The following is a 25,910-nucleotide window of genomic DNA, read 5'->3' on the forward strand; positions in this document are numbered from 1 at the left end:
AGTCTATCTTTCCCTGTTTAATCTTTTATAAGCCTTACCTGTATTGCATTTCAAGGCATAGGGAGAATAATTTTAAAAAAGTGAGAATAAATTATTTCGCCCACTGTACCGCCCACTGTAAACAATTGCACTAACTTAGCGCAAAACTAAAAATGTATGGGAAGCGTAAAATTTCAACTAAAAGAACCAAAGAGTAAAGACGAAACATTGCTTGTTATGGTATTTAGTTATAACAGTAAAAGGGTGAAGTATTCTACTGGAATTTTCCTAAACAAAAAACATTGGAATCATAAAGCACAACAAGCAAGAGATACAAAAGACTTTACAGAAGCCGCCGAAATCAATTCTACACTAAAAAATATAAGCACACACATCCATAATGTTTACAGAAAACTGGGCAATGATGGGATTGTACCCACAAATGAAAAATTAAAAGCAGGATTAGGCGAAGCTTTATTAAAACCCGATATATTGAATAAGAAGGATTTTATAGGCTTTATTGATGCCATTATAAAATCTTCTGCTAAACGACCTAATACAATAAAGCATTATGGTCAAACATTACGAGTATTGACCGCATTTAAAGCCATTTCTAAGCGAGAACTGACCTTTGCTAACATTGACCTTACTTTCTATGAAGAATTTACGAAGTACTGTTTAAAGAAAGATTATGGCGTTAATACGATAGGAGGGTTTATTAAACACGTAAAAGTTTTTATGAATGAAGCTTTTGATAGAAAGATTACAACCAACTTGGAATATAAAAACAGAAAATTTAAGACTATTGAAGAAGATACCGAACACATATATTTAACTGACAGCGAAATTGAAATGTTATACAAACTTGATTTAAGTGAAAATTCAAAACTAGATAAAGTGAGGGATATGTTTGTACTTAGTTGTTATACTGGATTACGTTACTCGGATTTGATAAAACTAACTGACGAAAACTTGATTGATAATAATTCTAAATTGAAAATAAAAACAGAAAAGACAGGCGAATTAGTTATTATTCCATTAAATAAATACATTAAAAAAATTCTTGTAAAATATAATGGGTTGCCTGACTACGCAATTACTAATCAAAAGATGAATGAGTATCTTAAAGAGTTAGGAGAAAAAGCCGAGTTAAATGAAAATGTTTTACATTCATTTACTAAAGGCGGCACAAAAAAAAGTGAAAGCTTTCAGAAGTTCCAATTGATAACGGTTCACACTGCAAGGCGTTCTTTTGCAACTAATGCGTATTTAGCAGATGTACCAAGCATTTCAATCATGAAAATTACCGGACATAAAACGGAAAAAGCATTTTTAAAATATATCAAAATTAGCCAACACGATAACGCAAATAAATTAATTAATCACCCTTTTTTCAAATAGTATGCAAACTCCGTTTTCAGAAGAAGAGAAAGTAAAATTGTTGGAAGAATTTAAAAAACTTCAAACAATTGAAGAAAAATTCCTGTTTTGGGAAAATTCTCTTAATTCCAAATACATAACATTTCTTATAGCAACAAGTAATGCATCTCATAGAAACCCCACAAAACCTTTTTTTGATGCTCTGTATGAATTTAGGATAGTTCCAAAATCACATGAATATCTCGTTTACAATAATCTTGTCTTAGATAGATATAGGAACCAAATTCAGATCATGTCAAACAATAACAAATTATTGAACCTTGATGATTTCAAAGAAGATTTCGAAAAACATTTTAAAGAAGTTTCAAACAAAAAAGAATTCATTGAGTTAGAAATAAAAAGGGTAAATGATATTGTTGAGAGGAGGAGTAGCCCTAACCCAGACAATTTTGATAATTCCAACACTTTTTTTTCTTATTCATTTAATGCTGATTATCTAAACAATCAGCCTTTAGATTTAAGTAAGCAACCTTATTATGACATAGAAAATATATTAGCCTATGTCAATGGCGAAGTTGTATCCCAGTATCTCAAATTTGTTAAGGCTACTTTGGAAAATCTTGAATCGAAACCGACAAAAAAGACTGAAACTTTAAGCCTCGAAGAACAAATTTTAGTACTGGATTATTTGGGCTTGTATGGTAAGACCAGCAGGTGCAATTCGGTCGGTAAAAGGGCAAAGCTAATAGGCTTAATTGTCAATAAAGATGAGTTCAATATCCGAGGCATAATTCCACGCTTTACCGATTTAACTTATTCAAAAATTGGTGTTGAGAAGAAGAAAATAAAGCAAAGACTAGCTAAAATTTCCAATTTATTTGAAGAGGTCGGTTTAAATGCACTCTCAAAAAAGGTTTCTGCCGATTTAAAAAAGGTAGACAAGTAAAGGGTTTCAGTAGTTTGTAGTACTATATTTCATAACTACGTTTCTGTAACACATGCACTTTTGCCCTGTCGATAAAAAAACGACATGACAAATATGCAAATTCTGCTAAATGGGATTAAAGTCAATGAACTGTTACAAAAGATTGGTCAGTTAATTGACGAAAAGATTGGGAATATCCAACATCCAACACAAAAAAATCAATCAAATCTAATTTCAAGAAAAGAAGTTTCCCGACTTCTAAAAATTTCACTTCCAACCTTACACGATTGGACTAAGTCAGGCTTGCTCACGTCTTACAGGATAGGGTCACGCATTCTCTACAAATTGGCAGAAGTAGAAGAATCAATTACACAAAGAGACTTTAAAAAGTTTCAAAGAGGAGGGTTTAATCATGCATAAAAATGATTATACCGTAATAGCGTTTTATAAAGATGCTAAGCCAAAAAAATGGCAGTTTGTACATGGGCTATCAAAGTTTGTTTCATTCATAAACGAAAAGCATCCCAATTGGCTGTACATAAATGTTTATGAACGCAGAACGGGTAAATATCTAAAAAGATTTTATCCCAATAACATTATCCCTTACTTTCTAACCTTATTGCCCTTCGCAATAATCCTTTATTTTTTTTTAACCTTTAATAAAAATCCGCATCAATCAACCTTTACTAATGATTTTAATAATACCGCAACGATTACGACGCTTAAATCAAAAGGAGGATTGTCATGTATTTAGTAAAAAACACTTACGGAATCAGTTCCGTGATACATCCAAAAGTGGCAAATCTTTCTTCTATGGGAAAGCTTGCAGGTTCTTCAATGGATAGAAAGAAATACACAAAGAAGTATAAAGATGAATTAGAACAACTCATTTCTAAGCCATTAGATTTTGAAGAAACAAAAAAGGATGAAGTAAAAAAACTTCGTTCTATGTCAAGGCGTACAAAATCAAAGATAAGGGTAAAAATAATTGCTTTTTCAAGAGTACATAAAAATCTTTCCTTTCTAACACTAACATTTGTAAATAAGGTGGAAGATTCACTTGCCGTAAAAGTGCTTCATAAATTCCTTGATAATTGTGTTAAGCGAAGCAAAGATTTTCAATACTTATGGGTAGCTGAAAAACAAACCCAAAATGAAGCATTTAAAGACAACATCCACTTTCACATTATCAATAACAAGTTTTGGAAGATTGATAAATGGTGGCCGTACTGGATTCAATTACAAGCAAAGTTTGGAATAGTTCCGAGGGATGCAAGTTTTAAACCTACATCAGCTTTCAATGTAAAGCATGTTAGTTCCAACAATGTAAAAGGAATTATCAATTACCTAACAAGCTACGTTACAAAAAATGAAAGTGAGTTTGGCTGCCAGGTGTGGAACTGCTCAAAGAAAATCTCCAGGCTCTACACTGGTCATTATTCGGGCTTGGAATTCATACACCAGTTTGAACGATTAGAAGCTGCAGGCCAATTAGGCGGCACAATTAAAACTTACAAACAAGATTATGCAAACGTAAATGTAATACCCTTAAACAGGGTTACAATCAATTTTTACAGTAAAGTAGATAATAAGAATAAACAGTTTTGGAATAATCCAGAATCATCAGAAAAAATAAAAGAAACATTATGAGTTTATTTAACAGAGTAAGAATGTCCATTATTGAAATGGATGACATACATAAAGAAACACTTTTACAGGAATTAAAAAATGCGCCTACTTTTTTTACTGTCTATACTGATAAACAAAAAGTAAGTAAAATTCATCATAGCGGATTGACAGAAGATTTATTTGGTACCCTGTTAGTAATGCTATCAAGGCATATTGGCTTTTTCGACTTCATGAAACTATTAATTCTAAATACCGAATTATATAGAAAAGATGGGGGTGTGGAAGGCTTCAATTTTACCCCGAAAGCTTTAGAATATATCGAATGGAAGAAACGCAATTTTAATCAATCCAAAACCAATGATTTACTATGAATGCAATAAAAGCACTAAACGAACAATGCAGGGTTTGCGAACCATGCCGGCTGAACGCAAAGATTATAGAGTTTGAACAATTGCCGGAAAATGAAAAATTTAACTTTCACTGGTATGAAAAAGATAAACATTTTTTAATTTACTGTGAACCTTGCAAGGTTTACAAATTGCTTGGAGATTAGAAGAGAGGCGTAAGCCTCTTTTTTAGATATAAAGATTACATTAACAACTTTGTAGTTTTAATCGCTTAGAATGAAAATATTATCAACTAGAGATTTAATTTTATTGTTCTCTATAATGACAATTTCAGCCTAAGATTTTGATGCTACAATACATTTTAAATAAAAACTATGTCCAGCTTCTGTAAATTTAACCCGCCCCATATCGTCACTCTCAATTAACCTATACTTCATTAGTTTATTAATCCCTTCTCTATTGAAAATAGCTGAAGAAATATTTCTAGCTAACGATGCTCCATTTGTAATCATGAAATCCAATAAATTAATTTTCTTTTGAGAAATTTCAATACCTTCTTCTTTTAACAGGCCTTCAAGTTGGCTAAAAGATAATCCTGCATAAAGAGAATTAGAATTCGTTTCAGGGTTACTTAATTTACTTGTCAATTCAAAATTTTCTTTTGTTAGTCTTGCTATTTGTTCAGCAAGAATTGTTGTATCTACTGAATTATCCCCTCTTATCCACCCTATCAATTCCTTTCTATAACCAAACTCAGACAATGTCTCATGAATTGCTATCTTAATATCTTTTGTATCGTCCCAAAATTTTACAAGATTTTTTAACACACTACTTCTAAATAATTCTAATGCTTTTGGATTATGCTGCTCGATTGCAACTAATCCCATTTTCTTTACTCTTTCCTCTATTATACTGTTATTTATTACCACGGAAAATAAAGGTTTATTTTTTTCCATAGCATACTCATATTCTAATTGGGTATAGCTCTTCCCTGTTTTAATATCGATACTACCGTATCTTCCTCCAAGAATCAATAGATATATATCCGATTCATCAATCCATCTTTCTATAACTGTCATTTGCGATTCATCTCCTGCTGAAAATAACTCCATACCTGCAGGTATGTTCCCTGACGACAGAATGGCTTCTACAGCTGCCTGACGTTCTTTTATTAAATCAGTATAAGTAGAAGAAACGAATACTTGCAACTTTTTATCCTTCATAGCAATTTTATAGTTTAATGACTTTTAATAAAAAAAGACTTAGGATATCCTCGTCAACTAAGAAGTGTATTAAGTATGAAGATGGATTTATCATTGAAAAATTCAACATTATAAACTAAGGTTATTGAGTTTATATTTCTACCAGATTATTTGATTGTATTTCAAGTATGCCCAATCTTGTTATATTAAACTTATCCTTTTGTTTTACAATTAAATCTTTTTCATGCTCCATTCTCAAAAGTGTAGCTTTTAGATTTTTTCTTTGCAGCGGTTTAACCCATAAAGATAATTGTTCAATTGCAGCACCATTTGAGCCGCAATGATATAATAATAGTAAAATTATTTCTGAAACTTTTAATTTAGGATTTAAAGTCTTTAAAAAACCATTAAAGTCCTCAACAACAGGGATTGCGTTTATAGTAATTGCTTTAATTAGTTCATAAGCCTTGTCTGCTGTAATCCCTCCTGACAATCGAATAAATTCGGCTAAGACCCAATCTAGAGAAGCAAACACAAAACTTGAATCTTGCAAATTTGGGTCAATACCATCTGCTAAATGTGCCGCATCTCTCTTATTTCTTATATCATAAACAACCCTCAAAGTACGAGGTATATGTATTCGTAAAGAGTCAGGAAATGTGGTTGCTAACCCTTGCAATTTTCTTATCAAGCCATCAGTATCAAGTTGTTTTCCAATTTGGGTAATACTAAACCCTGCAAGATGTTCGCACATTCGAAAGGCTGCTTCTGAAAACCTACCGCCTTCAACCTCTGTAGGTCTATGATTGCCTAAGAAATAATTTCTTTTTTGCTCTTGATAGCAATCAAGTAATTCATCAACAAGTTGGGATGGGAATCGAGAGATTAAAACAGTTTTAATAATATTTAGACTCACTATTTAGCCTTTTTCTTTTTAGTTGATTTTTTTGCAGTCTTTTTTTTGCTTGCATGCTCTGCTAATGCTTTACTTACAGCTTCTCTTTCTGGTAGGGCATTAACAATAGCTTCCCCTTTAGCAGATAGTGCTTTTTTACTGCCACCAATAGAGGTTAAAAAATGTTGTCTACTTATAGCATGATTTATAAAGACAGATGCATTTGAAAAGGAAGGTTGCCTTCCATCTTTATTTCCTTGTATTATATCCATATTTTTAACTCCATCTAAACCTTGAACCTTTTCTAAAAAATAAACAATACATGCAATTTTTTCAGCGTTATCGTGTGGCTTTTTCTGAACCAAAAAATCTTTTATTGAAGTAGTAACCGGTATTCCAGAAGTATTACTCCCGGTGATGTTTGCCCCCAAAGGATTAGCACTTCCTAAATTTGGGGAAGTTGCAGATTGTATATTTGTTGTACTTTGAATCTTATATTTCAAAACAATCCAATCAAAAACCCTCTGTCTTTCTTCTGTAGATAGTCCTCCAAAAAAATCATCTATTCCTCTTAACGCATCGTGTTCGGTAATTTTCTTATTCATATTTATGTTTTTAAACCAATGTGCATTTAAGACACATCAGTAAATATACAAATATTCATTATGAATTAACAACAATTTGAATATAGTACATTTAAATTAGTCTAATGAAAAAGATTGAAAGCGTATTAAATCCCACCTTCGATTTTTTAAAAAAAATCTCACCTAAAATGTCCCCCAATGAAATAAAACAGCCCTGCAAGTCTATAACATAAAGTCTTTTAAGTTATGGCAAGTGCCCAGAACAGGATTAGAACTGTAGGACACATTTTAAATTAATCTAAAACGCCCACTGTACCGCCCACCAAAAAACAAAAAAGCCCTGAAAGTCAATACTGTCAAGGCTTTTATTGGTTGTTAAGTACTCGGGATGGGAGTTGAACCCACACTTACATTACTGTAAACAGGATTTTAAGTCCTGCGTGTCTACCAGTTCCACCACCCGAGTGTATTTATTCTCTAAAAAAAGAGAATCTGGTATAGAAAAAAAATCCCAACAAAAATGTCAGGATAATTTTTTGAGCGGAAGACCGGGCTCGAACCGGCCACCCCGACCTTGGCAAGGTCGTGCTCTACCAAATGAGCTACTTCCGCTTGTATCTGAAAGCTCCAGCTTCCATGTTAAGAACTTTTTTACTTTTGTTTTGAAGCTGGAGCTTCAAAGTACAGTACCGTTTTTTCGGACGGCAAAAATAAGGGTTGTATTGCTACAACAAAAATTTTTATTTGTATTTAGGATTGTACAGGGTATTTTCCGGCACCTTTACCTCCGGTTTTCCTTTGTAACGGTGGGTGTATAAATTATAACAACCTCCCAAAACCAAAGCCACCACTAAAAAAACCTGGCAAAACCAGATAAAACGTGACGAAGACACCCAGTTATGCGTAAAATCCTTATCAGAGTTGTCAATAATTTCGTGTGCCATGTATTAAAAATTTGCAGTGCAAAAATAAGGCGTAACTGTTAAAAAAACTTATTTATTATTAACAATTTCTAAAAACGTTTTTTTCTTTTTTATAAAATATTGCCACACCACCGATCCATTGTAACATCCACTCAATTGCACATCTTTTTTTGCAGGTAAAGTCCGTTGTTTTTTTATTACAAACAACCATTTAAAAAAATCAATATGTGCTTTTAAAATAGCAATATAATAGCCGCCATCGCCGCCTAATAAACTTTTCCATGCGGCCACAGCATCCAATGCCATTCTAAAAGGAATTTTCCATAATGCTGCTGCCAAAGAAAAATTTTTAGCCAGCATAATTAAATTATTTCTAAAGTTGAGGTAAGTTTTTCTACTGTTGCCTTTTGGTAAAGTACCACCACCCACATGATACACTACCGATGCCGGCTGCACATAAACTTTATAGCCCGCCCTTTGCAGCCGCCAGCAAAAATCAATTTCTTCCTGGTGTGCAAAAAAATATTCATCCAGTCCGCCCATTGCATGATAAATTTTTGATTTAACAAATAATGCAGCACCACTTGCCCAAAAACATTGTTGGGGTTCATCATATTGGCCGTTATCAGTTTCGCAAACATCAAACACACGGCCCCTCGTAAATGGGTAACCAAATTCATCTATCCATCCACCGCTTGCACCGGCATATTCAAATTTATTTTTATCGTGGTACGCTAATAATTTGGGCTGGCAGGCAGCAATAGCGGCATCGCTTTCCATTAAATCAATAACAGGGTTTATCCAATTGGGAGAAACTTCTACATCGCTGTTTAATAAAACATAATAATCGCTTTGCACTTTTTTTAATGCAGTGTTATATCCTTTTGCAAAACCTTCGTTGCTGCTGTTTTGTAAAATTTCTATTTGCGGATACTGCTGCTGTAAAAAAATAACCGAATCATCTGTTGATGCATTATCAGCCACAATAATTTTTTTATTATCATACACCGATGCCATCACCGAAGGAAGAAATTGTTCTAAAAATTTTCTTCCGTTCCAGTTTAAAATAACAATTGCTACAGATGGGGTTTGCATTTTTTATACCAGCTTAGATTTTCCATGGCATCATCGTTGCGTCGCAATCCTTTCAACCGCATACCATTGGTGAACTTTAATTATGTTTTGCACAAACATAATACATTTTCATAGCTAATACTTCACACCTAATACCAAACCTGCCTGTCTGGGGCATTTCAAATTGTCGCAATATTTTTTTTAACGCAGAGAAAATGAGATGCCAGAGTTTGCGCTGAGAATCTCTGCGATAACTCCTTTTCTCATTTTCTCTGCGTTAAAATTTGCTGCCAGGCTTGATGCTTTAGCTACAATTTGAAATGCACCCTGCTTGCCTGCAGACAAATTCCTAATTCCTAATTCCTTATTTTTACTTATGCTTTCACAATTTATAAACTGGCGTACTGCATTGGCCATAATTGCCATTGCAATTGTTAGTGGCACGGTATTCTATTCCAATTATTTGTCTAAAAAAATTGCTGCCGACGAAAGAAAAAAAGTAAATGTGTGGGTGCAGGCTTTAAAAACAAGGGGCAACAGTACCGAACCATCAGCAATAGAACTTACCAACACCATCACAGCAGAAAATACAGCAATACCTATTATTGGCACCAACGAAAAAGATATTCCTCTCGGGCCAAACGATTATTCCAATTTAGATTCCAACAAAGTAAAATCGGATAGCAATTATTTAAAAAATAAAATTGAAGAATTTAAAAACCAGCACGAGCCGATAACTGTAGAGATAAGTAAAGATCCTTTATACATCAACAAATATTATTATGGTGATTCTGCTTTATTAAAAGAAGTGCGTTACTATCCTATTGTACAACTTATCATTGTTGCATTGTTTATCATCATTACTTTAATAACTGTATCTACCCGAAATAAATCTACACAAAACCAGGTGTGGGCCGGTATGGCAAAAGAAACAGCACATCAATTGGGTACGCCACTTTCATCTTTGCAGGGTTGGGTAGAAATGCTGAAAGATAATCCGCAAAGCGAAAAAATTGCCAATGAAATGGCTAAAGATGTGGACCGCCTTAAATTGGTAAGCGACCGCTTTGGCAAAATTGGCAGCACACCACAGTTAGAAGAAAAAAATATTGTAATTCAAATTGAAGATATGGTGGCGTATATAAAACGCAGGGCTACCGACAAAGTAAATTTCAGCATCAACAGTTTTAACGAAACGGAAATTATTGCCATGATAAACGCCCCGTTATTTGACTGGGTAATTGAAAATTTATTAAAAAATGCATTAGATGCCATGGATGGAAAAGGCAGTATTGGCATCAATATAAAAAACGAAGCAGCCAACATAATAATTGACGTAAAAGACAGTGGCAAAGGCATCAGTTCTCAAAATATAGCTAAAGTTTTTAAACCGGGCTTTACCACAAAAAAACGTGGCTGGGGTTTAGGATTAAGTTTATCTAAAAGAATTATTGAGCAATACCACAAAGGCGAATTGTTTGTAAAAAATAGTGAGCCTGGTAAAGGAACCACGTTTAGAATTGTTCTAAAAAAATAACTGGGACACAGGTTATACTAATTTCACAAATTAATTCACTTATTTGCTAAAGAGTTTTTTTAGTCTGAATAATTAAATGATTTTGATTAAGCTTTGCCAGTTATAAACTTTACAGTTAAATTTGCAATCCCTAAATCTGGCCGGGTGGCGAAATTGGTAGACGCACCACCTTGAGGTGGTGGCGCTGGAAACGGCGTGCTGGTTCGAATCCAGTCTCGGTCACTTTTATAGAGCGAAGTTTTTTACTTCGCTTTTTTATTAATAAAAAAAGGGATTGCAAATACAATTTATAAAATCTGTAATGCAATCCCTTTTATGTTTTACTGGTTATTCTTTTATTATTTTAAGCGTTTGCTTAACCTCGCCATCTTTAATAATTTTTACAAAATACATTCCTGCGCCAAGCCCCTTACCATTAAAGGTTTCGGTATAGCTTCCTGCAGGTTGTTTTTTATTAACCAATACTTTTACCTCTTTACCCTGTGCATCATACACTGCAACTGTTACCTGTGCAGTGGTTTTTAATTGGTATTGTATGGTAGTATTCTCCACAAAAGGGTTAGGCGATGTTTTTGCCACCATATCAGGAGCGGCTAACAACGAACTAAAACCTTTGTTGAAATTAGGTTGATTGTAAATACTGTTTTGTACAGGTCTGCTGGTAGTTGTTGCTGCTGTTTTGCAATCACAATTACGGGTACCAGCCCAGGGTGTTTGTACAAATGGAAATGAGCGCCTGAAAACAGTATCATTGGCCTCAACATTTGTTGTGTAGCCCAACACATTTAAAAGCTTCGGGGTAACAGGGCTTCCTCCTGGTTGATAATCATCGTACCACAAACCAATGGCTGCTAATACCACACCGCTAACAGCCTGCAGTTCTATTCTTGTTACATCATCTTCCAGCCTTCTTCCATTAGGGAACCCATCCATGTTTGGAATAAACTGTATGTCTTTATTAGTATTATACCTCGGATCAAGCAATCCTAACACTGCCGCCTGAACTAAACCTTCCGAACTAAAATCAGGTGAGTCACGTTCGGTAGCCGGTACCGCCATATTCAGGCGCAGCATATCGCCTCCATTAGGAAGAAAATTACTGATAAAAGGTTTACCAACTGCAAGAGGGTTGCCTCCCGCTTTACCTGTTGCCAGTTGATAAGGCGCTAAATTAGGAACGCCAGTATGAAATATGGGCCACAAATCAACCGAACGTGGTTTGTTGGCACCTGGTAATAATAAGCCGCCAAAATTAGCTTCGCTTAAAGCGGTACCATTTAATGCAGGATTACCTTTTAATCCAAATAAACCATTTTGTCCGTTACCAAAACCAAACTGCCCTAAAGAATTTTTTTGAACTCTTAATTGACTAAAGGCAGGTACAGCAGGTCCAAATTGTGCTTCATCCATATACAATGCCAGCTCGGGATTATAAAAATAATTGCCGAATTTATTTAACCGGGAAAGATCCTGGTAGGGCGTTAACCTGTTCCAAAGATTTTTATCGCCAATAGGGATAACCGCTTCGTTGGTTAATGGCATTCCCAATCTTGAAACCTGTATCCAGGGTCCGTCATATGTTACATAACGGTTATCACCCTCACCAGTATTATCAGGATTTTGAGAAATTTCCCTTAATGTGGTAAATTTTTGCCTGCTTGCAGAAGCCCATACACCAATAACAAAATTTGGATCAAGAATATTTTTTGCCTGCCTTACTGATTTACGATCCTTTTGTAATGTACTTACATCCACTTCCAGAACAATGGAAGAAACATTAATACATTTCAAGCCGTCTTCCGATTTTGTAGGCCCAAGGCGTGGGGCATCGCCTAAATCAAAAATGCCACCTAAATCCACAAAGAACGGATCATCAACGGGACCACAATAAACTTTTTCGCCGGTGCTTGCTGTTTTAATGGCATTATTCAACAGTGTTTCATAACCCCCAGCATTTAATCCAACACTTGTACTGATTGACCTTTCGCCAATGTTGGGCGGAGGCACAGTTCCGTTTGTTATTATCTTACTGAAGCTCCCCCCTCCATTCATACTCCTTTCAAGTGTATAAGTAGTTTTAACATTTTCTTTACCTAAACGGATATTAAAAAATGTAGTGGGATCTTCATTTTTCCGGCTAAATGTAAAACGATAAATAATATCATCGCCGCTTGTGGCAATGTTATTATCTATATGAATTTCGTAGCGCACATTTTCGCCAAAGTGATAGAAGTTCGGGCCGCCCTGGGGCAACTGAAAAGGAATGTAATTGGCAATAAGGATAATTTTGTTTGGGTTATCCGGACTTTTAAAGGCATACACATCTGTGTTATCTGCCAATGGATCATCGGCAATTAAGGGAGCTTCTCTGTGGCTGGATGCCCATACGGGAAAGGTGTTTACAAGCATGGCCAGCAGCATAACTGCTGCGTAAATTTTCCGTTTCATAAATTTTAAAATTTTGAATTGTGTAAAATTTTCCTTTGGAAGTTGAAAGGGGAAAAAAGCGATTAGCTTTTACAGGGGGAGAATTAGCATGCGTAACAATTACGACAGAAAGGTTTGGCTTGGATTTAACTTTTTAAAAAAAACTTTTTATTTTTTATTAGTCTTCTAAATTTTGGGAAACAGCGGCTAAAACTCAATTGTGTTGCCCTGTTTTGCAACAACTTCTTATCTTGTAAAAAAATAATTAATGGCAACCGAAGTAAAATGCCCCAATTGCGGCCACCAGTTTGAATTAAATGAAAGCCTTAAGAACGAGGTAGAGAAAGAACTACGTGGTAAAATGATTGACTGGCAAAAAAAGAAAGAAGAAGAATTTGATAAACAAAAAACTGTACTGGTAAATGATGCAATTAAAAAGGCAGGTGAAGAAATTGCGGCAAAATTAAAATCGCTGGAAGAAGAAGCCCGGATAAAAACACAACAGCTGCAGGATCTGCAAAAGAAAGAACTGGATTTATTAAGAGATAAAAATGCACTGGAAGAAAAACAGAAGAATTTAGAAGTGGAAATTGAAAAACGTTTTTTAGAAAAGCGGAAAGAGATTGAAGAAAGCACCATTAAAAGAGAGCAGGAATTGTTTGATCTTAAAACAAAAGAGTATAAGCTGCAAATGGAACAGCAGCAAAAATTAATAGAAGAAATGAAACGTAAGATAGAACAGGGGAGTATGCAACTGCAGGGCGAAAGCCAGGAAACTTTATTGGAACAAATATTAAAAGAAAATTTCCCTTTTGATATTATTGAAGAAGTGGGCAAAGGTGTAGAAGGTGCCGATTGCATACAATTGGTACGCAATAACAGCGGCGTGGTTTGCGGCAGAATTATTTATGAAAGTAAACGTACCAAAGCATGGAGCAACAGCTGGATAGATAAATTAAAAACAGATAAACGTACCAGTGGCAGCGATGTGGCTATTTTGGTGTCGCAGGTTTTTCCTAAGGATATGGATAAATTTGGCGAAAAAGATGGTGTTTGGGTATGCAATTTTAGTGAAGTAAGCAGCGTTTCATATTTATTACGCTCTGGAATAATAAAGGTGTTTGAAACACAAAAAGCCCAGGAGGGTAAAGGCGATAAAATGAAGATGCTGTACGATTATTTAACCGGCAACGAATTCAGGGGGCAAATGGAAGCCATTGTAGAAGGGTTTATGGCAATGAAACAAAGCATAATGAAAGAACGCATACAGATGGAAAAACTTTGGAAGGAAAGAGAAAAACAATTAGAAAAAGTTTTAATAAGCACCAGTGGAATGTACGGCAGTGTAAAAGGAATTGCAGGTGCTTCTGTCAGCGATATTCCTTTGCTTGATGGTGATTACGACGATAAGGAAGATTAATTTTTTTTATGCCCTTTGATACAACGTACCATATTCCGCCTAATGAAAAAAATACCATTGTTACTTATAAAGTACCGGGAGGAAAGGATATTGATATTTATTTAAAGAAAAACGAATTGCCTCCAGGGATAGATAGCTTTCCTGATGTAAAAGAACTTTTAAAAACCGCAGACCGGGTAATCAATAATCAACCTGAAAAAGAAGAGCATTATACACCGGATGTAACAATGGTCATTGCATTTATTGCTATTTTTATTTTTGTTTTAATCCGCATCAAAAGAAATATCAGCAATGGAGATGAAAATGAATCTGATGATTTTTCTACAGCTGACTTACCGAAAAGTTATTCCAAAAAAGGCGCTGCTCATTTAACCTATTATGGCGATGAATTAAATTTTACCGGTAAAGAATTAACCGCAATACTTACCAAGCGCTTCGCTTATTTTAATGATCTTTCTGCAATACAAAAAACAAGATTTATTGAACGGGTGCAAAATTTTATTGCACATAAAGTTTTTAAAATTCACGATAATAAAGGCTATAAAGAAATGCCGGTATTAATAAGTGCTGCTGCAATACAGCTTACGTTTGGTTTAAAAAAATACCTGTTGCCTAATTTTGAATTTATTCATGTATATCCACGGGAGTTTATGAGAGTGCAAAACAGTATTTGTTTTTTAGAGGGTAATGTTTCTGGCCACGCCATTAATTTATCGTGGAAACATTTTTTAGAAGGTTATGCTATACCCGATGATGGCCAAAATGTTGGTCTGCACGAACTTGCCCATGCATTATATTATCAAACATTTGTGGTGGAAGAAAATGCAGATAAAAATTTCAGGAATTTATACAATGGTTTTATAAGCGATGGTAATAAAGCTTATCACACAGAAAAAACTGTTGAAGGCGGATTGTATTCTGAATATGCCGTAAAAAATTTCCAGGAGTTTTGGGCAGAGAGTGTGGAGATATTTTTTGAAAAGCCGGCTGCTATGAAATCGCATTACCCACAGTTGTACGAAACACTAAAATTTTTGCTTAACCAGGACCCTGCAAATAAAATTGCCTCAGTGATCACTTAACACCCAGGTTAAAAAATTATTACTAAAAAAAAGATAATGCACCTGCAATTTGGTTTGATTTTTAAATACGCAATGCACCACACCTTCTTCTAAATTACCGGTGAATTTTTCTATACGGATATGTTTTTTAAAATCTGTTCCACCAGTGCCCTGCCACTTGTACACACTTTCTTTTACACTCCAAAAAAGGGTAGCCGTTTTTTTTATTTCTCCTTCGGGAAATAAAAAACATTCTTCTGCAGTTAAAAATTTAGGGATGATGCGGTCAATTTTTTCATTCACCATTTCTATATCTACACCTGCCCTTAATTCTTTACTTATTAAAACTGCTGCATAATCTCTGCAATGCGATATGGAAAAATGATAAGCTTCATCTTCTAAAAATGGTTTACGGGTATCGGCAATTTTTATTAAGGATAAAGGAAAATCAGGATACAAATCTTTTAATAAAAACCGGCCGGCCAAATGCTGTAATCGTTTGTGCGGATGTGTAATTTCTTTTTGCAATGGCACGGTTTTAAAAAAATCTTCTGTTTCGGCAATATGCCAAACACCCATTTTAGTTACTGCGTTAATATTTTGTTGATAAACCAACGGCATAAAACGATTTTAGATTTTTGATTGCAGATTTTTGATTGAATATTTGCGAAAGAAATAATTTTCGGCACAAATTAACCAATAAACGAATTAACCAATCAACCATTTATGATTTTAAGCGATACCAGGATTTTAGAAGAAATAGAGAAAGGCACTATTAAAATTGTGCCTTATAACAGGGGAGATTTGGGGAGTAACAGTTATGATGTGCATTTAGGAAAAGACCTGGCCCGTTATATTGATAAAGAATTAGATGCAAAAAAACATAACAGGATCGAACATTTTGAAATTCCTGATGAAGGTTATGTGCTGCAACCACACGAATTTTATTTGGGTGTTACCGAAGAATATACCGAAACACATGCCCATGTTCCTTTTTTAGAAGGTAAGTCAAGCACCGGCCGTTTGGGTATTGACATACATGCCACTGCAGGTAAAGGTGATGTGGGTTTTTGCGGCAACTGGACTTTAGAAATTTCGGTAAAGCAACCCGTAAGAGTGTATAAGGGAATGCCGATTGGCCAGTTAATTTATTTTCCGGTGGATGGTGAAATTGAAGTAAAATACAACGAAAAGAAAAACGCAAAATACAGCGGCCAAATTAATAAACCAGTGGAGAGTATGATGTGGAAGAATAAATTTTAGCCGTCAGACTACGGACGAGTGACCACAGATGACTAAATTGCTAATTCAATTTCCAAATAGCATAGTTCAATACCGAAGCAAAACTTACCCAACAAATATAAGGCACCAAAAGCCACGCTGCAGTTGATGAGATTTTTCCGAACCAAATAATGGTTAGTAAAATCATTAACCACATAGCAATAATTTCTGCAAAGGCCCAGCCTGGTTGCTGCATTTTAAAAAATATAAGCGACCAAAAAAAGTTTATTGTTAATTGTACTGCAAATAAAATGATAGCTGTTTGCTTTACTGTTTTATCTGCGTCGCTTTTCCAAACTAAAAATAATGCAATACCCATCATGATGTAAAGGGTTGTCCATACCGGTGCAAAAATCCAGTTGGGTGGATTAAACCAGGGTTTGTTGGCAACAGCATACCAGCCATCTACTCCCGAAGCTGTAAAAAAACCTGCAGTACCGCCAACTAAAAGTGGAATTAGTATTGCTATAAATAATTTCATTTTTTTACAACAGTATAAATAAAAATAAGTTTAACAGTCTGGTTTAAATTGTACCAAATTTTTTATAATAAGCAATTAAAAAACCTGTTACATCATCGTAAGATTGCATGCCTTTTGGCTGGTTATTATTTTTAAGATAAAAGCCATAGCCTTTTCTTACCAGCGGTCCAAAGGGATTACGATGCTTTTGGAAAAAGGCCCTCATTTCTTTTATGTCGGCTTTTACTTCGGGTATCAGCAGCAATGAAAATTGTTTAGGGGTTACAGTATCCTTCCGCAAAAAAGATTGAATAAACAATTGCCTGCTGGTATAATTGTACAGATCAAAATAAGTGGAATATAAAAGCAAACTGTCGCCGGAATTTAGTGCCGCTAAATATCCTACACTATTGGCTTCATCTTCTTTTGCATAACCTAATTGATGAGCAACTTCGTGGCAGGTAACAAAGGGCTGTAAAAATTTTGGTACGCTTGTATTAACCTGTGCTTCGCCGGTAAACGGATTGTAATAACCTGTAAAGCCTGTGTAATTTCCCAGCCATCCCCACATAGAAGATTTAACAGAAACATGGTTGTAATCTAAAAAAGAAAATTGTTGTTTTGATTTAGCATAAGCGTTTTCAACTTTTTTAAATAAATCTTTATTGGAAGGATAGCTGATTTTATTATTAAGCAGATATTTTTTTGAAGCATTCAGTTTTTCAATAAGCAAATTGGTAACTTCTTTAAGGTCGTCAAAACTAACCGAATCTTTTTTTAAATTCAACTGTATGGCAATGCCCTGCCGGTTATAATTAATGCCCCAAAAAATATTGAACGTAACATAAATGGTTAAAACGATCAGCACCATTTTTTTTAATCCGTTTAAAAAGCTTTGTGTTGTTACTCTTTTTTTTACCAGGGCCTTTATACCTCTTACCAATTTTATTATAACCCAAAGTACAGCTGCACCGTATAAAAAATCGCCAATGCTAAAAGGCAGCCAGCCAAAAATTATCCGGAAAAACGAGGCAATCGCAGGGTAAAACCCCAAGGCATAATTATGCTCTACCCAGTAATCATTGGTGCTGTACACTTTAATAAAAATGGCCAATGCCATCAAAATAACCAGGCTTATCCAAAATTTTTTTCTGCTCATACAGCGTTAAAATTAGTTTTTCGCCAACATATTTAAAGAATTAGCTCCAATTTTACAGGAGATTTCTGGCAAAAGCTGCATTAAAGGGCTTAAACGTAGAATTTTGAGTAATAAATCTCTAATCGACTATCAAAAATCATAAATTTTACCCTACCTTTGCCGTCCTTTAAACCATCCGTAATGGCTAATAAACGGGCATTTGAGATAGCTTTTGTGGGATTGAAACCCGGGATTCATGAGTTTGATTACGAAGTGGATGATAAGTTCTTTGCTGAAAAAGGAGTTACAGATTTTACCAACTGCAACGCCAACATCAAACTTAGTTTAGATAAAAAAAGCAGCTTTATGCTGCTGAAGTTTGAAATTGGCGGTAAAGCAAATGTTACCTGCGACCGATGCGGAAACGCACTGCCAATGGATATTTGGGACGAATTTAATATGCTGGTAAAACTGGTAGAAAACCCGGAGGAGATGAATGGACAGGAAGAAGACCCTGACGTTTTTTACATTTCCAAAACAGAAAGCCATATTGATGTGGGCAACTGGATATACGAATTTGTGCTGCTGAGTTTTCCAATACAAAAAACCTGCAGCGAAGAAGAAAAAGGCGGGCCGCTTTGTAACAAAGAAGTGCTGGAAAAACTGAGGCTGATGGAAGTAAAGCAGCAGGAAGAAAACAGTAACCAGATATGGAAAGGATTAGAACAGTTTAAAGTAAGTAAGAAGAGAAAAAGTAATTAGGGGTTTGGAAGTAGTTCATTTGCCTCAAACAGCAAAATGAACAACGGCCAACCACCTGCAATCAACATAAAAATAAAAATTATACATCATGCCAAATCCAAAAAGGCGCCATAGTCAGCAACGCAGTGCAAAAAGAAGAACGCATTACAAAGCGGTAGAAACTACTTTAAGTGTTGATAAAACAACCGGCGAAACACATGTACGTCATCGTGCTCATGTAAGTGAAGGAAAATTATTTTATAAAGGAAAGTTAGTAGCTGAGAAAGCGCCGCTAAAAGCCTAATTATATTTTCAACTTTGCATTCTAAACTCTACATTCGTTTACGGATTTGGTGTTTAGAATTTTTATTTAAAGGAACCTATTGTTTTTCTGTAAAGTCATAAGTACAATCTTGGCTTGCAGAAGAACACCTTACCATAAAAGCAATTGAAATGAATATAGCACTTGATATGATGGGTGGCGACTTTGCGCCACTGGAAGCTGTAAAAGGAGTTGCAGAATTTTTAGCCGCTGATACTGTCGGTGTTCAACTTACATTAATTGGCGACGAAGCACAAATTAAAACGCATATCACTGCACATCCCATTGCTGCAGATAAATATACCATCGTTCATACCAGCCAGGTAATTGAAATGAACGAACACCCCACCAAAGCTTTAAAAGAAAAAAAAGATTCTTCCATTGCCGTAGGTTTTCAATTGCTGGCAACAGGTAAAACAGATGCATTCATAAGTGCTGGCAATACCGGTGCAATGATGGTGGGATCACTGTTTAGCATTAAAGCCATTGAAGGTGTATTGCGGCCTACCATTGGCGCCTACATACCACGTGAGGATGGTAGCTTGGGTTTATTGGTAGATGTAGGATTAAACGCCGATTGCAAACCCGAAAACTTAAACCAGTTTGCCGTGCTGGGTTCTTTATTTGCACAGCACATTTTAAATTTTAGTAACCCTAAAGTTGGCTTGATAAATTTGGGTGAAGAAGAAGGAAAGGGTAATCTTTTAGCACAAGCCACTTATCCATTATTAAAAGAAAACAAACAACTGAATTTTATTGGCAATATTGAAGGCCGTGATATTTTGCTCAACAAAGCCGATGTATTGGTTTGTGAAGGCTTTACCGGAAACGTAGTGCTGAAATTAGCAGAAAGTATTTATGATATTGTACAACGCCGCAACATACACGACGAACATTTTGACCGTTTTAATTTTGAACAGTACGGCGGCGTACCCGTACTTGGCGTTGCCAAACCTGTAATTATTGGCCACGGCATTTCTCACGCCACGGCATTTAAGAATATGATACGCATTGCACAGCGCATGATTGAAACTGATTTGCTTGCAAAGATGAAGGACAGTTTTATTGCGTAGGAACACGCCTTGCGGCATGTTCTTACAGAATTCGCCGCAAGGCGAATTCCTACGCCAAATCATCATCACCCCAATTTAATACATTGGTTTCAATATATTTTGCTATCCGTTCATACTCGCCGCTATTCCTGATTACCCTGTCGTGAAACCTGCTTTGCCAGTTAAAATCCGGGAAATTATTTTCATTGCACCACTTCTTTATATTGCCTTTAAAATGATTGGCGAAGGAGCTTAGCGAACCTTTTGATAAGGGGATAATCCTGTAATAGTGGTGTATTCTTTAACTTCTTTATTAATGATTTCAATAATTAAATGAATGTGATTGGGTAAAATACTCCATTTAGTAATACCAATAACAGAGCTGGTGTTATTTATAAAAAGCGGATTGTTTTGATAAGGGTTATCTAAAATTTCATCCGCATAAAATTTTAAGATATTGTTTTTTGCATATTCGCCAATAGGAGTATAAATCATTTGCCGGTTGACAATTTCGCCAAAAAAATGTTCCCTGTCTTTAGTAACAATGGTTATAAAATAATAGCCATCCTGCGAATAATCGAAATTAAAAAGGCGGTATTGTTTATGCTTTTTATACATCAAAGAATTTTGCTGGAGCTGATTCAAAAATAAAAAAATAATAGATAGCATACCAGGGAAAACGAAATAATTTTACCGCCTAAATGTAGGAACACGCCTGTGTAGGAACATGCCTGTGGCATGTTCTCATGGAATTCGCCACAGGCGAATTCCTACAACGAATCATTATTCCCACGCAAATCATCCCATTTCCTACTCACACTTTAATTTATGGGCATCATTTTCCACAAAATTTTAGCAGCACAGCTATAAAAATTAATGGCATGTTTTTTTGTCTCTTTTATTAAAATTAAAAAGACATGAATAACAACGAAAAACTTACCGAAACATTGAATGATCTTATTAAGATTAACAATGACAGAGTTACAGGATACGAAAAAGCAGCGGACGAAACTAATACTGCAGATATTGATTTAAGAGCCATTTTTTTAAAAATGGCAAACGAAAGCCGTGATTACGTAAAAGAGTTGAGTGATACAATTATTCAGCTCGGCGGAACTGTAGCAACCGACACTACTTTATCAGGTAAAGTGTACCGGGTTTGGATGGATGTAAAAAATACTTTCACCGGTTCCGACAGGCAATCCATTTTAGAATCTTGCGAATTTGGCGAAGATGCAGCACAAAAAGCCTATAACGATGCATTACATACCGATGCAGAAATTGATGCTGAAACAAGGCAGCTTATCATGGATCAAAAAGACAGTTTAAAAACTTCGCATGATGTAATAAAAAAATTCAGAGATATACATGAAAGTGTAAAGTGATTTTTAGCTGGCAGGCACCTGGCGCATTTCTACTGCAAAATAAAGAGGCGGTTTTAAAATTTTGTTTTAAGATCGCCTCTTTAAAAATTTGCCACAAGGCTAATTTCTGCATAATTGCCCAGGCATTTTTTTGTTACCAGCATTTGTTTACTATGGTCCCGTACATACGGGATTGCCACGCTCGGTTCAACCGCATACCATTGGGGAACTTTTACCACAGCGTAGACTGGATTTACTATTGATCGTTCGCAGGTATGTTGAGTTTGGTAAGAGATAATAAATATTTGCAACAGTCTCTGAAATCTTTATCTTCCGGTGAGGTTCTTACAATGAAATGATATTTGTTTTTGAAAAAGCCCTCCAGGATCCATTCAGCACCATCATTTGGCTTTGGGAAAGGATCGTTTGGCACAGTTTCCCAAAAGTTTAGATATTTTATTTTACTTTTAAATTTTTCCCATTCTTCAAAAGTCATTTCTTCTTCCGTATTTACTTTAATTTCTTGAGGAATGTAACCTCGGTAATCTAATAATTCTTTTGTGAATAGTATATAGGTATTATTGTGTTTTTGAAATCTTATTGCAACAGGATTATGAAAAGATCTTAGCCATGTAAAACGATAGATCTCATCATCGCCTTTGAAAGTGTAGATATTGGGCTCTTTCATATCCAGTAAATCTTTCGAATACCATTTGTTGAGTGACGTATCTAATGAATTAAAGTTTGTAATTGAATTCTGCCCTTTTCTGTTTAAGGGAAAATACAAATTATTAGATGGCATCAGTTTATATTGGTACTGACTTCCATTCTCGTCAACCTTTAAACCCATAAATTTAAAACTGCCATTATTTTTAATGAATTCAAAACTGTGGCTTCTATAGACGGTGTAATTTTTTATAATTTCTTTGGTACGAAAGTATAGAGAATAACTTTCTACTTCTTTATTGTTTTGAAAATCAATATTTACTATTTCTGTGCTATCTAATTTGCCTGCAAAAACTACTGGAGTGTCTTTGTTTAAGTAAGATGTAAATGCAGTAATATAATTATCCCTGTACGGCGCATTTAAGAAAAAATAGAGCGGTACTAATTTGTTATCACGGTAGTAATTAAAATTGTTTTGATAAACAGGGCAATAAACATTTTTTAATGATAACTTAATGATTTCATTCGTGTCATTCTTTATAAGAAGTTCACGAAACCGGTTCCAGAAATTTAATAACCTGATAGAATCTTTAATGGCTATTGGGGGTTCTTTTTTCAGTTCTGCCATTTGTGTATCAACCACATCAATTACATTTTTGTTTACTGCTTCCTTTTGATTGTTACAGGCAATAAGCATTATTAAATGGAACGAACTGATAAGCATTGATCTCATAAGTTGCAATTTATCTCTAAGATGCAGGATTGTTTAAATTCAACAAACCTATTAATAAATATGAAAACTCTGTACTTGATACGTCGTTGCTTAAAAAGCAAACGGCAAAAATGCCACCCCTTCGGGGTTTTGCTAACTGCTGCTGTTTCACTTCTATATTAATGTCAGCCTTTCAGGCTTAAAAATCCCAAAGGGATGGTATTACTATAGAAAAATTATTGAAAGATAAAATTGCAAAACCCCGAAAGGGTGACATTAGATTTTTAGGCAACAATTTATTTTGTTACACTACATACGTTGCTGTTAAAAACCAAGCAACGGCGAAGATTGAAGCGGATTATCCACAGCTGCGAAAAAAAACTAATCGTTACCTGGTTTGGCACCCGGCAACCTGCTTTTTATGTACTTAATTTGTCCGTTGTGGTTCGACTCATGTTCGCAAACATGAAACCATTTACAGTAGTTATTGGTTGGTCCCCAAAACCAGCTTTCGTCAACCGACAATAACCATTTGTCATCCCTGTTTTTAAATTCTTTAATCGTATTATCCCTTACTTCTTTTAAAGCGCTTAAATAAAAATCCAGGGTATTGCCCTTTAATGTTTTTCTGCCATTCTCACCCAAGTTCATAGCGGTATCAAACCGTTGTTTATCCTGTTCACTCCAGTTGCCCCATTTTTTGCCTTCAAAAGTGTGTATTTGATAAAAGCGTTCTGTTGCTGCTAAATGCAGCAGCATGGCACCAATTGAATTGGAGTTTTTATCATGCACATAATCCAGTTGCTCTACGGTCATATCTTTTACAGGGCGCAGTATTGCTGTACGCATCCATGTCATCATAGACAGCAGCGTTCCAATTTGCGGAGCAAATCCTTCTCGGGGGCCAATTACATTATCCCGTTCATCAGCAGGCAGTGGATGTGCATTGCTAATATTGGGAAGAAGTGACAGGCCAAGTGTGGCAGAAGTGATAATTGCAGTGGATTTAATAAAGCCTCTGCGGTTTGTGTGACTAATTTTTTTCATGTGCTGTATGTTTTATGAAGTATAACTTGCGGTTATATTAGCGCACATAAATATACTAAAATTTAATACCTGTGGCAGCGAGGGGTGACATTAGATTTTATGGCAACATTTTTTATTTTGTTGCGCTGGGTACGTTGATGGTTAAAAACCTGGCAACGGCGAAGATTGAAGCGGTTTACCCATAGTGGCGGAAATTTTGTTTAATCAAATATTCTATGCTTACCCAGCATATCCTTAATATTCTCTTTATGCCGAATTTGATTCTCTATAATTCCTCCATTTATCACTGCTTCTTTTAAAACTTGAAATACTTCGACTACATTGTTATTATAATGAACTGATTTATTTTCTTTCAAAATGATTTTTACTACATCTAAAACCCTTTCTGATTTTACAAGAAATGTTCCATTGGGCACAAAATTTATCTCTTTCAATACACAATTCCCGTAGAACACCACAATTGAAAAAAATGGGATATTACCAAATTGTACTAGTTGTTTTCTTAATTCTGTAACATGTTTATTGTTTTGCATTATTGGATTATAGAAACGATATTTTTGTTTGCCATAAGCTAATACTTGAGTCCATTGCGATTGATTTCCACTGCCAAAAATCCAACCACTGTAATCTTTTACTTCAAATACAATAATCCCAACGTTAGTAACAATAACTAAATCAATTTGAGAAAAATCACCTTTGTGTTTTTTTACATATAGATCATGAAAAATTACATGTGCAGGCATTCCGGATTTCAGAAGTTTTAATACTAAATCTCTTTCCGACTTTATACCTCTATATAATTCCGTAACGGTTTTGAGTAATTTTTTATCTCGTGTTTTTCTAAAGAAAAAGAAAACAATAAAGAGAGCGAAGCTAATGAATACCCCTTTGAGAAGGTATAATACTATTTGTTGAGGCATGTGTAATCCTGTGTCAGATATAGTTCTACTATATTTTAAATATTTTGAATTGACATAACCAGACTCTCCCAAATACTTAATTCTATACCAATTACCATTTTTTGATAAAACCTCAACCTCTTCTCCTTTTTGTAAAGTAAAGGAAATAGAATATTCTGCTCCCTCTCCAGTTCTTACATTTAAAACTGTCGTTGCAATGCAATAGTCAGTTGCAAATGAAATTAGTGAAGAAACTGTCAGAATAGTTGCTAATAGAATTTTTTTAATTCTCATTGTTCATGTTCAATATCCTTCTTTGTATTAATCAATTTTTCCTCTGTCTTGGCTGGTGTCTCAGAAGAGATTCGTCAACACCTTCACTTCGTTAAAAGCTCAACAAAGATATACCCTCAAAGTGAGTGACACAACGATGATGCCATGAAAAACAAATGCCCGTCCCAAAAAAGAACAGGCATTCAATTTTATAAAAAAGATAAATTTATACCAAACTCTTCAATTTCTCCACCACCGCATCTACCTCCGCCTTTGTATTATGCTTACAAAAACTAAAACGCACCGTTACTTGATTTGGATTATTGTTGACGGCACGGATAACATGGCTGCCCTGGTCGGCGCCACTGGTACAGGCGCTGCCGCCGCTGGCACAAATATTATTAATGTCCAGGCTAAACAAAAGCATTTCACTCTTTTCTGTTTTAGGAAAACTTGCACTTAGTACGGTGTATAAACTACTGCCCAGCACATCGCCGTTGAAGGCTACACCAGCAATATTTTTTTTCAATTCGTCCATCATGTAGTACTTGAGTGTACCAATTGAGGCGCTG

Annotated in this window: 27 protein-coding genes and 3 tRNA genes; 14 read left to right on the plus strand and 16 right to left on the minus strand. The window is 35.1% G+C overall.

Features of this window, described 5'->3' with window-relative positions:
* The first annotated feature begins 156 nt into the window (after positions 1–156).
* The 5 genes from ACY651_RS11185 (at position 157) to ACY651_RS11205 (ending at position 4,284) form a co-directional block, all read left to right on the plus strand.
* Positions 157–1,380, plus strand: a complete 1,224-nt coding sequence (locus ACY651_RS11185; RefSeq protein ID WP_462252710.1) for a site-specific integrase — start codon at positions 157–159, stop codon at positions 1,378–1,380.
* A gap of 1 nt (position 1,381) precedes the next feature.
* A complete protein-coding gene (locus ACY651_RS11190; RefSeq protein ID WP_462252712.1) occupies positions 1,382–2,305 on the plus strand; it encodes a hypothetical protein in 924 nt (307 codons plus the stop codon).
* An 84-nt stretch (positions 2,306–2,389) separates the two neighbouring features.
* Positions 2,390–2,704: a helix-turn-helix domain-containing protein gene (locus ACY651_RS11195; protein WP_462252714.1), complete on the plus strand. Its 315-nt coding sequence runs from the start codon at positions 2,390–2,392 to the stop codon at positions 2,702–2,704.
* Between the two features lie 324 nt (positions 2,705–3,028).
* A complete protein-coding gene (locus tag ACY651_RS11200) occupies positions 3,029–3,934 on the plus strand; it encodes a rolling circle replication-associated protein (RefSeq protein WP_462252716.1) in 906 nt (301 codons plus the stop codon).
* Positions 3,931–4,284, plus strand: a complete 354-nt coding sequence (locus ACY651_RS11205) for a hypothetical protein (protein ID WP_462252718.1) — start codon at positions 3,931–3,933, stop codon at positions 4,282–4,284. Before ACY651_RS11200 ends, ACY651_RS11205 begins: the two co-directional genes overlap by 4 nt.
* Before the next feature lie 311 nt (positions 4,285–4,595).
* On the opposite strand, the gene ACY651_RS11210 is transcribed toward ACY651_RS11205, so the two are convergent.
* The 7 genes from ACY651_RS11210 to ACY651_RS11240 all read right to left on the minus strand — a co-directional run bounded on the left by ACY651_RS11210 (position 4,596) and on the right by ACY651_RS11240 (position 8,959).
* Positions 4,596–5,483: a DUF4062 domain-containing protein gene (locus tag ACY651_RS11210; RefSeq protein ID WP_462252720.1), complete on the minus strand. Its 888-nt coding sequence runs from the start codon at positions 5,481–5,483 to the stop codon at positions 4,596–4,598.
* Between the two features lie 130 nt (positions 5,484–5,613).
* Complete coding sequence (locus ACY651_RS11215; RefSeq protein ID WP_462252722.1) at positions 5,614–6,378, minus strand: hypothetical protein; 765 nt, start codon at positions 6,376–6,378, stop codon at positions 5,614–5,616.
* Positions 6,378–6,962: a hypothetical protein gene (locus ACY651_RS11220; RefSeq protein ID WP_462252724.1), complete on the minus strand. Its 585-nt coding sequence runs from the start codon at positions 6,960–6,962 to the stop codon at positions 6,378–6,380. The genes ACY651_RS11215 and ACY651_RS11220 overlap by 1 nt, the downstream gene beginning before the upstream one ends.
* 359 nt (positions 6,963–7,321) lie before the next feature.
* Positions 7,322–7,407, minus strand: a tRNA-Leu gene (locus tag ACY651_RS11225).
* Positions 7,408–7,480: 73 nt separating this feature from the next.
* Positions 7,481–7,553, minus strand: a tRNA-Gly gene (locus ACY651_RS11230).
* 128 nt (positions 7,554–7,681) lie between these two features.
* Positions 7,682–7,885, minus strand: coding sequence for a hypothetical protein (locus tag ACY651_RS11235; protein WP_462220668.1), 204 nt, complete (start codon positions 7,883–7,885; stop codon positions 7,682–7,684).
* A gap of 48 nt (positions 7,886–7,933) precedes the next feature.
* Positions 7,934–8,959, minus strand: a complete 1,026-nt coding sequence (locus ACY651_RS11240; protein ID WP_462252726.1) for a glycosyltransferase family 2 protein — start codon at positions 8,957–8,959, stop codon at positions 7,934–7,936.
* A gap of 355 nt (positions 8,960–9,314) precedes the next feature.
* Here ACY651_RS11240 and ACY651_RS11245 point away from each other — a divergent pair, with 355 nt between their 5' ends.
* Positions 9,315–10,475 carry a sensor histidine kinase gene (locus ACY651_RS11245; RefSeq protein WP_462252728.1) on the plus strand — a complete coding sequence of 387 codons (1,161 nt, stop codon included), beginning with the start codon at positions 9,315–9,317 and terminating at the stop codon, positions 10,473–10,475.
* A 138-nt stretch (positions 10,476–10,613) separates the two neighbouring features.
* A tRNA-Leu gene (locus ACY651_RS11250) sits at positions 10,614–10,697 on the plus strand.
* 105 nt (positions 10,698–10,802) lie between these two features.
* On the opposite strand, the gene ACY651_RS11255 is transcribed toward ACY651_RS11250, so the two are convergent.
* The gene (locus ACY651_RS11255; RefSeq protein WP_462252730.1) at positions 10,803–12,923 is read right to left on the minus strand and encodes a DUF4331 family protein; all 2,121 of its coding nucleotides are present in this window, start codon (positions 12,921–12,923) and stop codon (positions 10,803–10,805) included.
* Positions 12,924–13,170: 247 nt separating this feature from the next.
* Here ACY651_RS11255 and ACY651_RS11260 point away from each other — a divergent pair, with 247 nt between their 5' ends.
* Together ACY651_RS11260 and ACY651_RS11265 are read left to right on the plus strand one after the other, a co-directional pair.
* Positions 13,171–14,322, plus strand: coding sequence for a DUF2130 domain-containing protein (locus ACY651_RS11260; protein ID WP_462252732.1), 1,152 nt, complete (start codon positions 13,171–13,173; stop codon positions 14,320–14,322).
* A gap of 8 nt (positions 14,323–14,330) precedes the next feature.
* On the plus strand, positions 14,331–15,404 hold the full coding sequence (locus ACY651_RS11265; protein WP_462252734.1) for a zinc-dependent peptidase: 1,074 nt from the start codon (positions 14,331–14,333) through the stop codon (positions 15,402–15,404).
* Here the strand turns inward: ACY651_RS11265 and ACY651_RS11270 are convergent.
* On the minus strand, positions 15,390–16,004 hold the full coding sequence (locus ACY651_RS11270) for a 4'-phosphopantetheinyl transferase family protein (RefSeq protein WP_462252736.1): 615 nt from the start codon (positions 16,002–16,004) through the stop codon (positions 15,390–15,392). The genes ACY651_RS11265 and ACY651_RS11270 overlap by 15 nt on opposite strands.
* Positions 16,005–16,109: 105 nt before the next feature.
* On the opposite strand from ACY651_RS11270, the gene dcd reads away from it, so the two are divergent.
* Positions 16,110–16,646 carry a dCTP deaminase gene (gene dcd, locus ACY651_RS11275; protein WP_462252738.1) on the plus strand — a complete coding sequence of 179 codons (537 nt, stop codon included), beginning with the start codon at positions 16,110–16,112 and terminating at the stop codon, positions 16,644–16,646.
* Between the two features lie 40 nt (positions 16,647–16,686).
* Here dcd and ACY651_RS11280 read toward each other — a convergent pair whose 3' ends face one another.
* Together ACY651_RS11280 and ACY651_RS11285 are read right to left on the minus strand one after the other, a co-directional pair.
* The gene (locus tag ACY651_RS11280) at positions 16,687–17,145 is read right to left on the minus strand and encodes a TspO/MBR family protein (protein ID WP_462252740.1); all 459 of its coding nucleotides are present in this window, start codon (positions 17,143–17,145) and stop codon (positions 16,687–16,689) included.
* 43 nt (positions 17,146–17,188) lie between these two features.
* The gene (locus ACY651_RS11285; RefSeq protein ID WP_462252742.1) at positions 17,189–18,283 is read right to left on the minus strand and encodes a DUF3810 domain-containing protein; all 1,095 of its coding nucleotides are present in this window, start codon (positions 18,281–18,283) and stop codon (positions 17,189–17,191) included.
* A 180-nt stretch (positions 18,284–18,463) separates the two neighbouring features.
* Here ACY651_RS11285 and ACY651_RS11290 point away from each other — a divergent pair, with 180 nt between their 5' ends.
* The 3 genes from ACY651_RS11290 (at position 18,464) to plsX (ending at position 20,398) form a co-directional block, all read left to right on the plus strand.
* Positions 18,464–19,024, plus strand: coding sequence for a YceD family protein (locus ACY651_RS11290; protein WP_462252744.1), 561 nt, complete (start codon positions 18,464–18,466; stop codon positions 19,022–19,024).
* A gap of 88 nt (positions 19,025–19,112) precedes the next feature.
* A complete protein-coding gene (rpmF, locus tag ACY651_RS11295; RefSeq protein ID WP_430989508.1) occupies positions 19,113–19,307 on the plus strand; it encodes a 50S ribosomal protein L32 in 195 nt (64 codons plus the stop codon).
* Between the two features lie 149 nt (positions 19,308–19,456).
* The gene (gene plsX, locus ACY651_RS11300) at positions 19,457–20,398 is read left to right on the plus strand and encodes a phosphate acyltransferase PlsX (protein WP_462252746.1); all 942 of its coding nucleotides are present in this window, start codon (positions 19,457–19,459) and stop codon (positions 20,396–20,398) included.
* A gap of 231 nt (positions 20,399–20,629) precedes the next feature.
* On the opposite strand, the gene ACY651_RS11305 is transcribed toward plsX, so the two are convergent.
* Positions 20,630–20,995: a transposase gene (locus ACY651_RS11305; RefSeq protein WP_462252748.1), complete on the minus strand. Its 366-nt coding sequence runs from the start codon at positions 20,993–20,995 to the stop codon at positions 20,630–20,632.
* A 299-nt stretch (positions 20,996–21,294) separates the two neighbouring features.
* Between ACY651_RS11305 and ACY651_RS11310 the strand changes: the two genes are divergently transcribed.
* Positions 21,295–21,762, plus strand: a complete 468-nt coding sequence (locus ACY651_RS11310; RefSeq protein ID WP_462252750.1) for a ferritin-like domain-containing protein — start codon at positions 21,295–21,297, stop codon at positions 21,760–21,762.
* Between the two features lie 235 nt (positions 21,763–21,997).
* On the opposite strand, the gene ACY651_RS11315 is transcribed toward ACY651_RS11310, so the two are convergent.
* The 4 genes from ACY651_RS11315 to ACY651_RS11330 all read right to left on the minus strand — a co-directional run.
* On the minus strand, positions 21,998–23,140 hold the full coding sequence (locus ACY651_RS11315) for a hypothetical protein (RefSeq protein ID WP_462252752.1): 1,143 nt from the start codon (positions 23,138–23,140) through the stop codon (positions 21,998–22,000).
* A gap of 360 nt (positions 23,141–23,500) precedes the next feature.
* Positions 23,501–24,166 carry a DinB family protein gene (locus ACY651_RS11320; protein WP_462252754.1) on the minus strand — a complete coding sequence of 222 codons (666 nt, stop codon included), beginning with the start codon at positions 24,164–24,166 and terminating at the stop codon, positions 23,501–23,503.
* Between the two features lie 200 nt (positions 24,167–24,366).
* Positions 24,367–25,359, minus strand: coding sequence for an NERD domain-containing protein (locus ACY651_RS11325; protein ID WP_462252756.1), 993 nt, complete (start codon positions 25,357–25,359; stop codon positions 24,367–24,369).
* Between the two features lie 205 nt (positions 25,360–25,564).
* Positions 25,565–25,910 (minus strand): aminotransferase class V-fold PLP-dependent enzyme (locus tag ACY651_RS11330; RefSeq protein WP_462252758.1); only part of this gene is annotated, 346 nt, incomplete at its 5' end.

It is taken from the genome of Ferruginibacter sp. (assembly GCF_031391665.1).
GTDB lineage: Bacteria > Bacteroidota > Bacteroidia > Chitinophagales > Chitinophagaceae > Ferruginibacter.

What these genes read in the sequence shown, in the direction of transcription:
- dcd (WP_462252738.1), top strand. Translation starts at nt 16,110, where the DNA reads ATGATTTTAAGCGATACCAGGATTTTAGAAGAAATAGAGAAAGGCACT.
- ACY651_RS11240 (WP_462252726.1), bottom strand. Translation starts at nt 8,959, where the DNA reads ATGCAAACCCCATCTGTAGCAATTGTTATTTTAAACTGGAACGGAAGA.
- ACY651_RS11270 (WP_462252736.1), bottom strand. Translation starts at nt 16,004, where the DNA reads ATGCCGTTGGTTTATCAACAAAATATTAACGCAGTAACTAAAATGGGT.
- ACY651_RS11280 (WP_462252740.1), bottom strand. Translation starts at nt 17,145, where the DNA reads ATGAAATTATTTATAGCAATACTAATTCCACTTTTAGTTGGCGGTACT.
- ACY651_RS11195 (WP_462252714.1), top strand. Translation starts at nt 2,390, where the DNA reads ATGACAAATATGCAAATTCTGCTAAATGGGATTAAAGTCAATGAACTG.
- ACY651_RS11305 (WP_462252748.1), bottom strand. Translation starts at nt 20,995, where the DNA reads ATGTATAAAAAGCATAAACAATACCGCCTTTTTAATTTCGATTATTCG.
- ACY651_RS11220 (WP_462252724.1), bottom strand. Translation starts at nt 6,962, where the DNA reads ATGAATAAGAAAATTACCGAACACGATGCGTTAAGAGGAATAGATGAT.
- ACY651_RS11235 (WP_462220668.1), bottom strand. Translation starts at nt 7,885, where the DNA reads ATGGCACACGAAATTATTGACAACTCTGATAAGGATTTTACGCATAAC.
- ACY651_RS11290 (WP_462252744.1), top strand. Translation starts at nt 18,464, where the DNA reads ATGGCTAATAAACGGGCATTTGAGATAGCTTTTGTGGGATTGAAACCC.
- ACY651_RS11245 (WP_462252728.1), top strand. Translation starts at nt 9,315, where the DNA reads ATGCTTTCACAATTTATAAACTGGCGTACTGCATTGGCCATAATTGCC.
- ACY651_RS11285 (WP_462252742.1), bottom strand. Translation starts at nt 18,283, where the DNA reads ATGAGCAGAAAAAAATTTTGGATAAGCCTGGTTATTTTGATGGCATTG.
- ACY651_RS11310 (WP_462252750.1), top strand. Translation starts at nt 21,295, where the DNA reads ATGAATAACAACGAAAAACTTACCGAAACATTGAATGATCTTATTAAG.
- ACY651_RS11320 (WP_462252754.1), bottom strand. Translation starts at nt 24,166, where the DNA reads ATGAAAAAAATTAGTCACACAAACCGCAGAGGCTTTATTAAATCCACT.
- ACY651_RS11315 (WP_462252752.1), bottom strand. Translation starts at nt 23,140, where the DNA reads ATGAGATCAATGCTTATCAGTTCGTTCCATTTAATAATGCTTATTGCC.
- plsX (WP_462252746.1), top strand. Translation starts at nt 19,457, where the DNA reads ATGAATATAGCACTTGATATGATGGGTGGCGACTTTGCGCCACTGGAA.
- ACY651_RS11210 (WP_462252720.1), bottom strand. Translation starts at nt 5,483, where the DNA reads ATGAAGGATAAAAAGTTGCAAGTATTCGTTTCTTCTACTTATACTGAT.
- ACY651_RS11265 (WP_462252734.1), top strand. Translation starts at nt 14,331, where the DNA reads ATGCCCTTTGATACAACGTACCATATTCCGCCTAATGAAAAAAATACC.
- ACY651_RS11185 (WP_462252710.1), top strand. Translation starts at nt 157, where the DNA reads ATGGGAAGCGTAAAATTTCAACTAAAAGAACCAAAGAGTAAAGACGAA.
- ACY651_RS11190 (WP_462252712.1), top strand. Translation starts at nt 1,382, where the DNA reads ATGCAAACTCCGTTTTCAGAAGAAGAGAAAGTAAAATTGTTGGAAGAA.
- ACY651_RS11260 (WP_462252732.1), top strand. Translation starts at nt 13,171, where the DNA reads ATGGCAACCGAAGTAAAATGCCCCAATTGCGGCCACCAGTTTGAATTA.
- ACY651_RS11200 (WP_462252716.1), top strand. Translation starts at nt 3,029, where the DNA reads ATGTATTTAGTAAAAAACACTTACGGAATCAGTTCCGTGATACATCCA.
- ACY651_RS11205 (WP_462252718.1), top strand. Translation starts at nt 3,931, where the DNA reads ATGAGTTTATTTAACAGAGTAAGAATGTCCATTATTGAAATGGATGAC.
- ACY651_RS11255 (WP_462252730.1), bottom strand. Translation starts at nt 12,923, where the DNA reads ATGAAACGGAAAATTTACGCAGCAGTTATGCTGCTGGCCATGCTTGTA.
- rpmF (WP_430989508.1), top strand. Translation starts at nt 19,113, where the DNA reads ATGCCAAATCCAAAAAGGCGCCATAGTCAGCAACGCAGTGCAAAAAGA.
- ACY651_RS11325 (WP_462252756.1), bottom strand. Translation starts at nt 25,359, where the DNA reads ATGAGAATTAAAAAAATTCTATTAGCAACTATTCTGACAGTTTCTTCA.